General features: G+C 75.9%; 13 protein-coding genes. 7 read left to right on the top strand and 6 right to left on the bottom strand.

The features are described 5' to 3' along the window. Positions 1-62: 62 nt before the first annotated feature. Together RDI86_RS10570 and RDI86_RS10565 are read right to left on the bottom strand one after the other, a co-directional pair. Positions 63-476, bottom strand: a complete 414-nt coding sequence (locus RDI86_RS10570) for a type II toxin-antitoxin system VapC family toxin (protein ID WP_308821358.1) — start codon at positions 474-476, stop codon at positions 63-65. Next, a complete protein-coding gene (locus tag RDI86_RS10565; protein ID WP_171467993.1) occupies positions 473-724 on the bottom strand; it encodes a type II toxin-antitoxin system Phd/YefM family antitoxin in 252 nt (83 codons plus the stop codon). Before RDI86_RS10565 ends, RDI86_RS10570 begins: the two co-directional genes overlap by 4 nt. 89 nt (positions 725-813) lie before the next feature. Here RDI86_RS10565 and RDI86_RS10560 point away from each other — a divergent pair, with 89 nt between their 5' ends. Both RDI86_RS10560 and RDI86_RS10555 read left to right on the top strand, forming a co-directional pair. Beyond that, the gene (locus RDI86_RS10560; protein ID WP_308821357.1) at positions 814-1,695 is read left to right on the top strand and encodes an RNA methyltransferase; all 882 of its coding nucleotides are present in this window, start codon (positions 814-816) and stop codon (positions 1,693-1,695) included. An 87-nt stretch (positions 1,696-1,782) separates the two neighbouring features. Then, complete coding sequence (locus RDI86_RS10555; protein WP_308821356.1) at positions 1,783-4,017, top strand: ATP-binding domain-containing protein; 2,235 nt, start codon at positions 1,783-1,785, stop codon at positions 4,015-4,017. A 9-nt stretch (positions 4,018-4,026) separates the two neighbouring features. Here RDI86_RS10555 and RDI86_RS10550 read toward each other — a convergent pair whose 3' ends face one another. From RDI86_RS10550 to RDI86_RS10535, 4 genes are all read right to left on the bottom strand, one after another. Continuing rightward, positions 4,027-4,731 carry an alpha/beta hydrolase gene (locus RDI86_RS10550; protein ID WP_168945948.1) on the bottom strand — a complete coding sequence of 235 codons (705 nt, stop codon included), beginning with the start codon at positions 4,729-4,731 and terminating at the stop codon, positions 4,027-4,029. Further along, a complete protein-coding gene (locus RDI86_RS10545; protein WP_308821355.1) occupies positions 4,728-5,684 on the bottom strand; it encodes an alpha/beta fold hydrolase in 957 nt (318 codons plus the stop codon). Before RDI86_RS10545 ends, RDI86_RS10550 begins: the two co-directional genes overlap by 4 nt. Beyond that, entirely contained in the window at positions 5,663-6,112 is a 450-nt protein-coding gene (locus RDI86_RS10540; protein WP_021483430.1) for an SRPBCC family protein, read from the bottom strand. The genes RDI86_RS10545 and RDI86_RS10540 overlap by 22 nt, the downstream gene beginning before the upstream one ends. An 85-nt stretch (positions 6,113-6,197) precedes the next feature. Continuing rightward, a complete protein-coding gene (locus RDI86_RS10535) occupies positions 6,198-6,830 on the bottom strand; it encodes a nucleotidyltransferase family protein (protein ID WP_076404711.1) in 633 nt (210 codons plus the stop codon). A 105-nt stretch (positions 6,831-6,935) separates the two neighbouring features. On the opposite strand from RDI86_RS10535, the gene RDI86_RS10530 reads away from it, so the two are divergent. The 5 genes from RDI86_RS10530 to RDI86_RS10510 all read left to right on the top strand — a co-directional run bounded on the left by RDI86_RS10530 (position 6,936) and on the right by RDI86_RS10510 (position 13,185). Further along, the gene (locus RDI86_RS10530; protein ID WP_076404712.1) at positions 6,936-7,820 is read left to right on the top strand and encodes an endonuclease/exonuclease/phosphatase family protein; all 885 of its coding nucleotides are present in this window, start codon (positions 6,936-6,938) and stop codon (positions 7,818-7,820) included. A gap of 80 nt (positions 7,821-7,900) precedes the next feature. Then, positions 7,901-8,761, top strand: coding sequence for an ABC transporter ATP-binding protein (locus RDI86_RS10525; protein ID WP_308821354.1), 861 nt, complete (start codon positions 7,901-7,903; stop codon positions 8,759-8,761). Positions 8,762-8,847: 86 nt separating this feature from the next. After that, positions 8,848-9,846, top strand: coding sequence for an iron-siderophore ABC transporter substrate-binding protein (locus tag RDI86_RS10520; protein WP_043656895.1), 999 nt, complete (start codon positions 8,848-8,850; stop codon positions 9,844-9,846). Between the two features lie 106 nt (positions 9,847-9,952). Next, entirely contained in the window at positions 9,953-12,112 is a 2,160-nt protein-coding gene (locus RDI86_RS10515; protein ID WP_374990532.1) for an iron ABC transporter permease, read from the top strand. 80 nt (positions 12,113-12,192) lie between these two features. Further along, a complete protein-coding gene (locus RDI86_RS10510; RefSeq protein ID WP_163187366.1) occupies positions 12,193-13,185 on the top strand; it encodes a siderophore-interacting protein in 993 nt (330 codons plus the stop codon). Positions 13,186-13,575 lie beyond the last annotated feature (390 nt).

Genomic DNA, 13,575 nt, shown 5'->3' with positions numbered 1-13,575 from the left:
CCGGATCGCGCGAGGGGCGAAGGACCGTGACCCGCGACACGCCAGCGGCCGGCGGTCAGCGGTCAGGGCGAGGAGAACGGGTTCACGACCGGGACGCCGCTGTCGACGAAGGCCCGGGTGTTCCGTGTCGCCACCGTGAGCCCGTGGGCGAGCGCGGTCGCCGCGAGCAGGGAGTCGACGACGGGCAGCGGGCGCGCCGCGTGCACGGCCGGCCATCGCTGCGCGATCTCGAGCGTCACGGGGAGGATGCGGTCCCCGTACGTCTCCTCGAGACCGTGGACCCACGTCTCGAGCGCGGTCGCCCGCGCGGCGTCGCGGGGCACGAGGCGCTGGACCCCGGTGCGGATCTCGCCGACGGTCAGCACCGAGAGGTAGATCTGGTGCGTCCGCAGCCCGCGGAGCCAGGTGACGACCTGCTCGTCCGGTCGGGTTCGGACGAGCTCGGAGACGACGTTCGTGTCGAGCAGGTACCTCACGCGTCGACCCCGAGATCGAGCTCGCGCAACGGAGTCCGGTCACGGGTGAGGTCGAGGTCGTCCGCCGTGGGTGCCTGAAGGAGGTAGTCGGCGAGCTCCACCCGGACCCCGGCGAGCTCGTGGTAGAGGTCGATCCCGACGACGACGGCGATCTCCTTGCCGTGCCGGGTGATGACCTGTGGACCGTTCTCGGCCTCTCGCAAGACCTCGCTCAGGCGTTGCTTCGCGTCCTGCACCTGCCAGCTCATGGGACCCCCGCTCCTCGTCCTGTCTGGACAGACTAGACAGGACGGAGCCGGGGATCAAGGCGCGTGGCATGCCTGGGAGAATCGACGACGTGAGCGAGACCAGCACCCGAGCCGGCCTGCGGGTCGTGCACGTCACCGACCCCGCCGACGGCCGCCTCGCGGACTACAACCGCCTGACCGACGTCGCGCTGCGGTCCAAGCACGAGCCGGAGAAGGGGCTGTACATCGCCGAGAGCTCGACGGTGATCCGGCGGGCGCTCGCCGCCGGGCACCGGCCCCGGTCGTTCCTCATGGCCGAGCGCTGGCTCGACGACCTCGCCGACGACATCGCCGCGCTGCCGGTCGACGACGCCCCGGGCGGCACGGGCGAGCAGGTCCCGGTGTACGTCGGTGCGCCCGACGTGCTCGAGGCGATCACCGGGTTCCACCTGCACCGCGGGGCGCTCGCGGCGATGCACCGCCCGCCGCTGGTCCCCGTGCGCGACCTGCTCTCCGCGGCGCGCGGCGGGACGGGTGCGCGGCGGGTCGCGGTGCTGGAGGACATCGTGGACCACACGAACGTCGGGGCGATCTTCCGCTCCGCCGCTGCGCTCGGCGTGGACGCGGTGCTCGTCTCGCCGCGCTGCGCCGACCCGCTCTACCGCCGCTCGGTGCGCGTGAGCATGGGCACGGTGTTCCAGGTGCCGTGGACGCGGTTCGAGACGTGGCCGGGCGGCCTCGACCTGCTGCGTGACGAGGGCTTCGTCGTCGCCGCGCTCGCCCTCGCCGACGACGCGGTGAGCCTCGACGACATCGTGGCCGACCCGCCCGAGCGGCTCGCGCTCGTGCTCGGCACGGAGGGCGACGGCCTGTCGCACGGTGCGATCGAGGCGGCGGACCGGGTCGTCACGATCCCCATGGCGGGGGGAGTGGACTCGCTCAACGTCGCCGCGGCGTCGGCTGTCGCGTTCTGGGCGACGCGCGTCCCCTGACTCGTCGGTCGCGGCGGGAGCGACGGGAACAACGGTGCTCCCCGACGCGTTGGGCCCGTGTCCGTACGTCGTACGAGAAGAGGTCCCGTGCCGGTCCAGCCCTCCCCGTCCCTGCGTGCCACCACCCGTCCTGACCGCCTGCGCGACGCCGCGGCGCATGCCGTCGCCGAGGAGCAGCAGCACCTCGACGCCGCGCTCGCCCGCCGCGCGGAGCTCCTCGCGGAGCTCGACGCGCAGCTCGCCGCCCCTGCCGACGACGTCGCCGACCGGGTCCCGGCCGCGGGCCCGCCCGGGGCCGAGGCCGTCGTCGAGCGCGCGCGGCACGCCGGGCTGCGCCGCCGTCGCACGGAGCTCGAGCGCGCGGAGAGCGGGCTCGTCTTCGGCCGCGTCGACACCGTCGACGGGGTCACGCGCCACGTCGGGCGCGTCGGGATCACTGCGCCCGAGGACGACGCGGACCCGCTCGTGCTCGACTGGCGTGCTGACGGTGCACGCGCCTTCTACACCGCGACAGCGCGCGAACCGCAGGGTCTCGCGCGGCGTCGGCACGTGCGGACCGCGGGGGACCGGGTCACCGGCGTGGACGACGAGCCGCTCGACGGCTCGGCGACCGGGGCGGAGCAGGAGGACGGGCTCGTCGGCGAGGGCGCGCTGCTCGCGGCGCTGTCGGAGCGCCGTACCGGGCGCATGGGCACCGCCGTCGCGACCCTCCAGACGGAGCAGGACGCGATCGTGCGCGCCCCGGCGGACCAGGTGCTCGTCGTGCAGGGCGGCCCGGGGACGGGCAAGACCGTCGTCGCGCTGCACCGCGTCGCATACCTGCTGTTCACCCACCCGCACCTCGCGGAGCGGGGCGTCCTCCTGCTCGGGCCGTCGTCGCGCTTCCTCGAGTACGTGGCGCAGGTGCTGCCCGCGCTCGGGGAGACGGCGGTCGTCTCGGCGACGTGCGACACGCTCGTGCCCGGCGTCGCGCCGGAGCGTGACGAGGCGCGCGACGTCGCGGAGATCAAGGGGCGCGCGCTGTGGCAGGGCGTCGTCGCCCGGTACGCGGACTCCCTCGTCCCGGACGCGCGAGCCCTGACGGTCCGCCTCGACGGCGAGCCGCTCACGCTCGACGCGGCCCGCGTCGCCCAGGTCCTGCGTGCCTCTCGCGCGGGAGGCCGCAGCGTGCTGGCCGCGCGGGGCCGGGCCGTGGACCTGCTGCTCGACGCTCTCGTGGACGAGGCCGCGGCACGCCACGCCGAGCTGCTCGAACGGGTCGAGGAGGGGTTTGAGGACGTGCTCGGGAAGCTCGACGCCGGGCTCGCCGCGCGCGACGACCGCGCCCCCACGACCGGCGCGCGCGGCGGCGACGTCGACGGCGAGCTCACTGAGGAGGACCTCGACCGGCTCCGGGAGGACCTCGCGCGCGACGCCGGGTTCGCGGCCGCCGTCGACGCCTGGTGGCCCGTCACGGACGTCCGCACCGCGCTCGCGCACCTGCTGGGCGACGCCGCGCTCCTCGCGCGCCACGCGCCCGACCTGACGGCGGCCGAGGTGCGTCGCGTCACGAGCGGGCCGCCCGCGCTCGCACCGAGCGACGTGCCGCTGCTCGACGCGCTCGCCGACGCGCTGGGGGCTCCCGACGCGCCCGGCGAGCAGGGCGAGTTCCTCGCGCAGCGGGCGGCCGCGCGTCGCGACTGGGTCTACGGGCACGTCGTGGTCGACGAGGCGCAGGAGCTCTCGCCCATGCAGTGGCACATGGTGCTGCGCCGCTGCCCGACGCGGTCCGTGACGGCCGTCGGGGACGTCGACCAGACCGAGGCGCCGCACCGTCACACGGACTGGGCGGACGCCGTCGGCCCCGTTCTCGGTGAGCGTTGGCGGCGCGCGGACCTCACCATCTGCTACCGCACCCCGCGCGAGGTCATGGCGCTCGTCGGGCCGGTGCTGCGCGCCGCGGGCAGCCGGAACGACCCGCCGCGCGCGGTGCGGGACGCGGGGGTCGAGCCGCGGGACGTCGTCGTGCCGGGCGGTACGCCGGGACGACTGGATGAGGCGGTCGCCGCCGAGGTCGCACGCCTCGCGGCCCGGTACGACGGCGGGACCGTGGGCGTCGTGGCGCCGCTCGCGCGCCTCGCGACGCTGCGCGCGGCGGTCCAGGGCGTGCCCGTCCTCGGGACGTCCGAGGCGAAGGGCCTCGAGTGGGACGCGGTCGTCGTCGTGGACCCCGACGGCGTCGCCGCCGAGCCGCGCGGGTGGAACGGGCTGTACGTGGCGATGACCCGGTGCACGCAGGAGCTCGTCCGCGTCGCGGTGGGCGAGCCCGCCCGCTCGGCCTGAGGGCCGCGCTCAGTCCGAGGGCGCCGACCGGGCGAACCGGTCGACCTCCCGCACCACGACCTCGACGAGCGCCGGGTCGCCGAGCGGGAGGAAGTGCCCGGCGAGCGGCAGCTCGACGTTCCGTCCGCCCTCGAGGCGGCCGGTCTCGGGGATGTGGGGGTCGAAGCGCGGGTAGACGGCCGTGATACGGGCGTCGACCCCGCGCTCGGCGGCGAGCGCGACCAGCGCGGCGTCGCGCGGCGAGAACGCGCGCAGCGTGCGCCCGAGCAGGTACTGCGCGTAGCGCGAGCCGCGGAACGGCGTCGCCACGGCGACCATGCCGGCGACGCGCGGCCCGGCGGTCGACAGCATGACGCGCTTGCCGACGAGGCCGCCCTTGCTGTGGGCGACGAGGACGACGTCGTGCAGGTCGGACCGCTCGAGGAACGCCGCCGTGCGGTCGGCAGCCTCGGCGAACGGGCGCCGGTTGTAGCCGAGGCCGGGCACGGCGTGCACGGGGTGCCCGGCCCGGGCGAGGGCCGTCGCGATCGGCCCGAGGAGCTGCCACGTCTCGTAGACGCCGGGAAGGAGCACGACGGGGCTCGCACCGCCGGGGCCGGTCGGGACGGGTCGGCGCGCGCGCAGGGCGCCCTGGACCTGGCGCGCGGCGACGTACGCGTAGTCCACCGCGCGGTCGCGCAGCCGCAGCGAGCGGGGCCAGCGGGGCGCCCTCACGGCAGGTCCCGGGGCAGTCCGCGCGGCAGTCCACCGGCAGCACGCACGGCCGCGACGATCCCCTCCGGGTCGGCGTCCATCGCGTGGTGGCGTCCCCGGACCTCGCGGAACATGCCGCGCGGCGCGGCGAGCGCGAGCTCGCGGCACCACCGGCGCGGAGCGATCGGGTCGTGCGCGCCCCGCACGACGACGAGACGCCCCGGCACGTGCGGCACGACGTCCTCGAGCCGGTGCGCCAGCATGTGCCGGACCTGGCGCGCGTAGTGCGGCAGCGAGCATCGCAGCACGTAGTCGACGGCGAGCGTCGCGAGCGCGCGCGGCCGCTCGCCCACCGCGTCGCGCGCGAGCCGCAGCGCCTGGCGCGGCGCGCTGCGGGCGTGGCGGTCCGCCGTCGGCCCGACGAGCACCCCGGCGGGCGCCTCGCGGGGGTGGTCGGCCATGGCCTGGGCGACGACCTGCGCGCCCATCGAGTGGCCGACGAGCACGACGACGGGGCGCGGGGCGCCGTCGGGCAGGTCGAGCACGTGGCGGCGCACGTGCTCCGCGACGACGGCCGCGTGCTCCTCGATCGACACGTCGCGCGGCGCGCGGGTCGCCGCGCCGAAGCCGGGCAGGTCGATCGCGTGCACCGCGACCCGGGGGAGCGCGCCCGGCCGCAGGAGCGCGCGCCGCACCGGGTCGAACGCGCGCGCCGACGACCCGACGCCGTGCACGAGCACGACCACGACGTCGGGCGCGTCCGCCCCGGACACGTGCACGACGGCGGTGAGATCGCCGACCGCGCAGCGCACCTCCGCGGTGCCCGCCGACGCTGCCGCCGAGGGCGTCGACGGCGCGGGCGACGCGCCGGAGCGGGCCCGGGCGAACCGGACCCGCTCCGTGACGTGCTGGGTGTCGTCGCCGGCCGTGGCCGGCGACGTGCTCCGGGTCGTCAGCTGACGTCTCCTCGCCACGCGCCCGTCTCAGCCCCGCGGGACTCGATGAACTCCTTGAACCGGGCGAGGTCGCCCTTGACGCGGCGCTCGTCGAGCTGGAGGACGTCGCCCACCTTCTCCACGACCCCCTCCGGCGTCCAGTCGAGCTGGACCGTGACGCGGGTCTGCGTGTCGTTCAGCCGGTGGAAGGTCACGACGCCCGCGTGGTCGGGGCCCGACGTGCTGTTCCACGCCACCCGCTCGTCGGGGTGCTGCTCGGTGATCTCCGCGTCGAACTCGCGCTCGACGCCGCCGATCTTCGTCTTCCAGTGCGTGTGCGTCGCGTCGAGCTGGCGGATCTCCTCGACGCCCTCCATGAAGCGGGGGAACTCCTCGAACTGGGTCCACTGGTCGTAGGCCGTGCGGACGGGGACGTCGACGTCGATCGACTGGGTGACCGTGCTCATCGGTGATACCTCCTGTGGTTGGCGGGCGGTACGACCACACCCTTCCCGGGGTCCGTCCCGCTCGCGCGGCGAACGGGGGTCGGGCTCACTCCAGCGCGCTCGACGGGTCCCCGGACGCCGGCTCGGCCGCGTCGGTGCGCGAGCCGAGGGAGTCGTCGCCCATGTCCTGCGCGTCCACGACGGCGAGCTCGTCGAGGAGGAACAGGAACGCGCGGGCGTACGGGTTGTCGTCCACGCGCTCCCGGACGTCGGACCAGTCGATCTGCTCGCGCATCGCCCGCGCGACCGGCAGGAGCCGCGAGAAGTCGCAGTAGTGCTCGCCGAGGACGCGCAGCTTCGACGCCATGATCTCGGTCGCGGACAGCACGGGCATGCGGACCGCGAGGACCTCGAGCTCGTCGGTGCGCGCGAGCAGGTCGTCGTCGATCGGCTCGCCGACCATCCGGTACAGGACGTCGATGAGCTCGCCCCCGTGGTACGCCTTGAAGAGCCAGTTCTCCGTCGGCTCCGTGATCTCGAGCCCCGCCTCGCGCAGCACCTCGCGCGCCCGGTCCACGTCGACCTCGCGGATCGCGAAGTCGGCGTCGTGGCTCGGCTCCGGCGCCCCGCGCGCCCACGCCGCGTAGCCGCCGACGAGCGCGTGCGGGATCTCGGCCTCGGCCAGCGCCGCGGCGGTCATCCGGAGGCCGTCGTGCAGTGCGTCCCTGTCGTCCACCATGCCCAGGGTCTACACCACCCCGGGGGTGCTGGCACGTCGCCACGGGGGAGCTGTCGCCCCGCGGAGCGCGTGCGGCGTCGGGCCGTGGTCCCCACAATCGGGAGGGTGCGCCTCGCGACGTTCAACATCCTGCACGGGCGGTCGCTCGTCGACGACCGCGTCGACGTCGACCGCTTCGCCGGTGCCGTCCGGGCCCTCGACGCGGACGTCCTCGCGCTCCAGGAGGTGGACCGGGACCAGCCCCGCTCGCACCGCGCCGACCTCACCGCGGTCGCGGCCGAGGCGGCGGGCGCCGTGGACCACCGGTTCGTCGCCACGCTCGTCGGCGAGCCGGGCGTGTGGACCGCGCCGACGGGGGAGCACCAGCCGGGCCGCGCCGCCTACGGGATCGCCGTCGTGAGCCGATACCCGGTCACCGCGTGGCGCACCGTCCTGCTGCCCGCGCCGCGCACGCGCGTGCCCGTGCGCTTCCCCGGGCGCCGGCTGCCGACGCTCGTGCGCGACGAGCCGCGCGCGGCGCTCGTCGCGCGCGTCGAGGCGCCGGGCGGGCCGGTGACGGTCGTGTGCACGCACCTGACCTTCGTGCCGGGGCGCAACCTCACGCAGCTCGTGCGGCTCACCCGGGAGCTCGCCGCCGACGTGCCCGACGGCGAGCCCGTCGTCCTGCTCGGCGACCTCAACATCGAGGCGCCCCAGGCGGCGCGCACGAGCGGGTGGCGCCCGCTCGCCTCCGCGCCGACGTTCCCCGTCGGCGAGCCCGCGCGCCAGCTCGACCACGTGCTCGCCCACGGCCCGGTCCGGGCGACGGCGCCCGCTGTCGCGGTCGACACGGGGCTGTCGGACCACCGGGCGCTCGTCGTGCCCGTCGTGCTCGGCGGGGAGCGGCACGCGTCCCCGACCCGCGCGCACGCGGCGGACGAGGACCACGCGCCGCCCACCGCGGGCGCGGGAGAGCCGCGACGGCGGACCGGCCGGGCCGCCGAGGGCTGACCGCGCGGCCGTTCGTGAGCCCCGTCACACGGACGTGAGGGGCTGGTTCCGGGCGGGCGACATAGATTAGCCTCACCTTTGTGAGTGGAACCTCAGCTGCCTCGGTCGCGCCGGGCCTGCCCGACGCCCCGGCGCTCGCGGGTCACGACCTGCGGCTGTCCTACGACGACCGCACCGTGGTCCACGGCGCCGCGCTCGAGCTCGCCCCGGGGGCCGTCACGGCCCTCATCGGGCCCAACGGCTCGGGCAAGTCGACCCTCCTGCGCTCGCTCGCGCGCCTGCACCGGCCCGACGCCGGGACCGTCGCCCTGGACGACGAGCCCGACGCGCTCGCGCTCCACGCCAAGGACTTCGCGCGGCGCGTGACGCTCCTGTCGCAGAGCCGGCCCACGCCGTCGGGCGTGAGCGTGCGCGACGTCGTCGCCTACGGACGTCACCCCTACCGCGGCCGGTTCCGCTCGAACGACCCCGACGGCCCGCGCGCGATCGCGCACGCCATGGACGTCACCGGCATCACCGCGATGGCCGACCGCGGCGTCGACGAGCTCTCCGGCGGCGAGCTGCAGCGCGTGTGGCTCGCGACGTGCCTCGCGCAGGACACGAAGGTGCTCCTGCTCGACGAGCCGACGACGTACCTCGACCTGCGCTACCAGGTCGAGCTGCTCGACCTGGTCCGCGACCTGGCGAGCGAGCACGGCGTGGCCGTGGGGGTCGTCCTGCACGACCTCAACCAGGCCGCCGCGGTGGCCGACCACGTCGTCCTGCTCCACGGCGGCGTCGTGCGCGCCACGGGCCGGGCCGAGGACGTGCTCACGACCGAGCTCCTCACCGAGGTCTACGGCATCCACGTCGACGTCTACACGCACCCCCTCACGGGGCGCACGTGCTGCGAGCCGCTCGGTCGGCACGCCGCCCGGCTGGACGCGGCCGTCCTCGTCTGACCGCGGCGTCCGGCCGCCGGGCCGCGACTCTCCGCGCCTCTTCGTACTCCTCCGCACCGTCTCCGCACCGAACCCGAAGGACACCCATGCGCTCGACCACCCGTTCCCTCGCCGTGGGCGCCGTCGCGCTCGCGACCGCGCTCGCGCTCACCGCGTGCGGCACGACCGAGGAGCCCGCGACCGGCGGCTCGTCCGACGGCGCGACGACCGACGCCGCGTCCGGCCCGGTCACCGTCACCGACGAGCGCGGCGAGGTCACCCTCGACGCCCCGGCCACCGACATCGTCTCGCTCGAGTGGGGCCTCACGGAGAACCTCGTGGCGCTGGGCGTCGAGCCCGTCGGCCAGGCGGACGTCGAGGGTTACAACACGTGGGACACCGTCGCGCCGATCGACGCGAGCACGCCCGACGTCGGCACGCGCGGCGAGCCGAGCCTCGACGCGATCTCCGCTCTCGAGCCGGACCTCGTCGTGACGACCACGGACCTGCCCGAGAACGTCATCGCGCAGATCGAGGAGGTCGCGCCGGTGCTCGCGCTGCGCGGCTCCGACGGCGAGGACCCCATCGGCTACATGCGCTCCACGGTCGAGACGCTCGGCACCGTGACGGGCCGCGAGGACGAGGCGGCCGCCGCGCTCGAGGAGTACGACGCGAAGATCGCCGAGGCCACCACCGCTCTCGACGAGGCGGGCCTCGCCGGGGCCGAGTTCACGATGGCCGACGGCTGGGTGACGAACGGCGCCGTCTCGATCCGCATGTACACGCCGGGCTCGTTCTTCGGCGCCATCGGCGAGGAGATCGGCCTCGTCAACGCCTGGACCGAGGGCGGCGACCCCGACTACGGCCTCGCGCAGACCGACGTCGAGGGCCTCACCCAGCTCGGCGACGTGCAGTTCCTCTACGTCGCGAGCGACTCCGAGGCGAACCCGTTCGAGGAGGGCCTCGCCGGCAACGCCGTGTGGGAGCAGCTCCCGTTCGTCACGGCCGGCGACGTGCACCGTCTGCCCGACGGCATCTGGATGTTCGGCGGCCCGCTGTCCGCCGCGGCCTACGCCGACGCGGTCGTCGAGGCCCTGACGGCCTGACGCGGCACCCCCGGGCGCGTACCACGCCAGGACGACGAGAAGGCTGACGAGACCCACTGTGAGCAGGCGAGAGCAGCGCACCGCGCCGGAGCCGGACACCCTCCTCCTGGAGGACCCGGCTCCGGCCGTCGTCCCCGGCGCGGACGGCCCGGAGGGCGGCGTCCCTCCGGGCACCGGCACCGCCCCGGGCCCGACGGCGGCCGCCCCCCGCGCGCGGACGTCGCGCCTCGGGGTCGCGGGCGCGTTCCTCGCGGTGGTCGTCGCCGCGCTCGTGCTCGCCGCCGTGCACCTCACGCAGGGCACGGCCGACGTCGGCCCGCTCGACCTGCTGCGCCTCGCGACCGGGGGAGACGGGGTCGACCAGACGGTCGCGGTCCTCGTCGCGTCGCGCGTGCCACGGCTCCTCGCCGGCCTGCTGCTGGGCGTCGCGCTCGGCGTCGCCGGCGCGGTGCTGCAGTCGGTCGCGCGCAACCCGCTCGCGTCGCCCGACACGCTCGCGGTCAACGCGGGCGCCTACCTCACGGTCGTCGTGGTCGCCGCGTTCGGCCTCTCCGTCCCGTTCTACCTCCAGGGCGGCCTCGCGTTCCTCGGCGGGCTCGCCGCGGCCGGGCTCGTGCTCGTCCTGGCGCGCGGCGGCGCCGACGGGCCGACCCGGCTCGTGCTCGCCGGCTCGGCCATCATGCTCGCGCTCCACTCGCTGACGACGGTCCTCCTCGTGCTGTTCGAGCAGGAGACGATGGGCCTGTTCGCGTGGGGGAGCGGCTCGATCGTCCAGTCGGGCACGCGCACGGTCACGCTGGCGACCCCCGTCGTCGTGGTCGGCGTCCTCGCCGCGCTCGTCCTCGCGCGCCGGCTCGACCTCCTCGGGCTCGGGGACGACGCCGCGACCGTCCTCGGCGTCGACGTGCGCCGCACGCGCGTCGCCTCGGTGCTCGTCGCCGTCCTGCTCGCCTCGATCGCCGTGACCGTCGCCGGTCCGGTCGGGTTCGTCGGTCTCGCGGCGCCCGTCGTGGCCCGCCTCGTCGCGCGTCGCGTGCCCGGGCTCGGGCGGCACGTGCTCCTCCTGCCCTTCGCGGCCCTCGTCGGCGTGGTCGTCGTGCTCGGCGCCGACGTCCTGCTCCGCCTCCTGCTGCCCGGGACGCTCTCGATCGCGGTGCCGACGGGCATCGTCACGACCGTCCTCGGCGCGATCCTGCTCGTGTGGCTCGCGCGCCGCCTGCGCGACTCGGGGCCCGCGTCGTCGCGCGGCGGGCACGGTGCGCTGAGCCGGCCGCGCTCGCGGCGCGCGGTCGTCGTGGTCGTGGTCGTCCTGTCGCTCGCCGTCGCCGCGGCCGCCGTCGCGGGCCTCCTGCTCGGCGACCGGGTCGTGCTGCTGGGCGACGTCGCCAACTGGTGGGCCGGCGTCGCCGGCCGGCACGTGACGTTCGTGCTCGACCAGCGCGTCCCGCGCGTGCTCGCAGCCCTCCTCGCGGGCGCCGCGCTCGCGCTCGCCGGCACGATCGTGCAGGCCGTGTGCCGCAACCCGCTCGCGGAGCCGAGCCTGCTCGGCGTGACGTCGGGCGCCGGCCTCGGTGCCGTGACGATGATCCTGCTCGTCCCCGGCGTCGGGATCTGGCCGATGTCCGCCGCCGCCGCGGTCGGGGCCTTCGCCGTGTTCGGGCTCGTCTACGGGCTCTCCTACCGGGGCGGGCTGAGCTCCGACCGGCTCGTGCTCATCGGCATCGGCGCCCAGGCCGGGGTGATGGCGATCATCACGCTGCTCGTCGTCGTCGTCGCGCCGTGGGACGTGAACCTCGCGCTCACGTGGCTGTCGGGCTCCACGTACGGGCGCACGCTCGAGCAGCTGATCCCCGTCGCGCTCGCGCTGCTCGTGCTCACCCCGCTCACCGCGGTGTTCCGGCGCGACCTCGACGTCGTGGCGCTCGACGACGACACGCCGCGCGTCCTCGGCGTCGCGCTCGACCGCACGCGGCTGCTCCTGCTCGGCGTCGCCGCGCTGCTCACCGCCGCGGCCGTGTGCGCCATCGGGGCGCTCGCGTTCGTCGGCCTCGTCGCGCCGCACGCCGCCCGCGCGCTCGTCGGGTCGCGGCACTCCCGGGTCGTGCCCGTCGCGATGCTGCTCGGGGCCCTCCTCGTGTCCGTCGCGGACACGCTCGGCCGCGTCGTCATCGCGCCCGGGCAGATCCCCGCGGGTCTCGGCACCGCGCTGCTGGGCGCGCCGTACTTCGTCTACCTGCTCTGGCGCAGCCGCGGCCGCGGAGCGTGACGTGTCTCACCCCGCCAGGCGCAGGTCCGCGTCCCGGACGGGTTGACCCCGCCGTGGGCGCGTAGGTTAGCCTCACCTGTGTGAGCCAGACCGTCGTCGCACCCCGCACCCGCGCTCGTCGTCCCGTCGCCCGTGCGACCGCCCCCTGGCGCTTCTTCGACGTCGAGGTGGCGCGGGTCGAGCAGCTCTCGCCGAGCTTCCGTCGCTTCACCTTCACCGGCCCGGAGCTCGACCTCTTCGGCGACCCGGGTCTCGACGTCCGGATCAAGTTCGTGCTCCCCGCGCCTGACGGCGGCTACGCGCACCTCGTGCGCGACGCCGAGTCCTGGTACGCCGCGTGGCGCGACCAGCCCGAGGAGCGCCGCAACCCGCTGCGCACCTACACGACCGTCGCGGTGCGCCCCGAGGCGCGCGAGGTCGACGTCGACGTCGTGCTGCACGGCGACGCCGGCCCCGCGTCGCGCTGGGCGCTCGCCGCCGAGGTCGGCACGCCGCTCGTCCTGCTCGGCCCCGACGCCACGTTCGACGGCCCGGCCGGCGGCATCGAGTTCCGGCCGCCCACCCGCCCGCACGCGCTCCTGCTCGCGGGCGACGAGACCGCGCTGCCCGCCCTCGCGGCGATCTGCGAGGACCTGCCCGCCGACGCGTGGGGCGAGGTCTACGTCGAGGTCCCGCACGTGGGCGACGCGCGCGACCTCGTGACCCCGCCCGGGGTGCGCGTGACGTTCCTCGCGCGCGACGACGTCCCCGGCGGGCCCCACGACGCTCACGGCGCGCGCCTCGTGCCGGCCGTCAAGGAGGCCGCCGCGCGCATGCTCGGTGCGGGCGTCCTCGGGACGGACCCGCCCGTCCAGTGCCGCACCGCGGAGGACCTCGAGGACGTCGACGTCGACGCGTCGATCCTCTGGGAGGTCCCGGGGCTCCTCGACGAGGAGACCGTCCTCTACGCGTGGCTCGCGGGCGAGGCGAGCGCCATCAAGACGCTGCGCCGCCACCTCGTGGCCGACCTCGGCGTCGACCGCCGCGCCGTCGCGTTCATGGGCTACTGGCGCGAGGGCCGCGCCGAGAGCTGAGGCGTTCCCGGGATACTGTCGAGGGTCCCGTCGAGACACGAGAAGTGGCCCCCACCGAGCACGGTAGGGGGCCACTTCTCGCATCTCGGCTGTGCGGCGCCGCACAGATGCTGCGCGGTCGACGTCGGTACCCAGAGCGTCGGCACCGAGCGCACCGGCACGACGTCGGGCAACGAGAGAGGGAGGCTCGACCGGCCTCCCTCTTCAACGTATAGCGCACCGGGGGTCTTGCGGCAAGGCCCCCTCGGGGGCGCAGAATCTCCGCTCGTGCGCGGGTCGTCGTGGCCCGTGCGTCCCTCCGCAGGACCCGGACCGGAGCTGATGACGTTGCCCGACGCCCCCGTGACCGCCACCACCGACCCGTCCCGCCGCCCGTCGGCCCGCCCGACC

Source organism: Cellulosimicrobium sp. XJ-DQ-B-000 (assembly GCF_031119065.1).
Taxonomy (GTDB): domain Bacteria; phylum Actinomycetota; class Actinomycetes; order Actinomycetales; family Cellulomonadaceae; genus Cellulosimicrobium; species Cellulosimicrobium funkei.
This window is presented reverse-complemented; position numbering and strand designations above follow the sequence as displayed.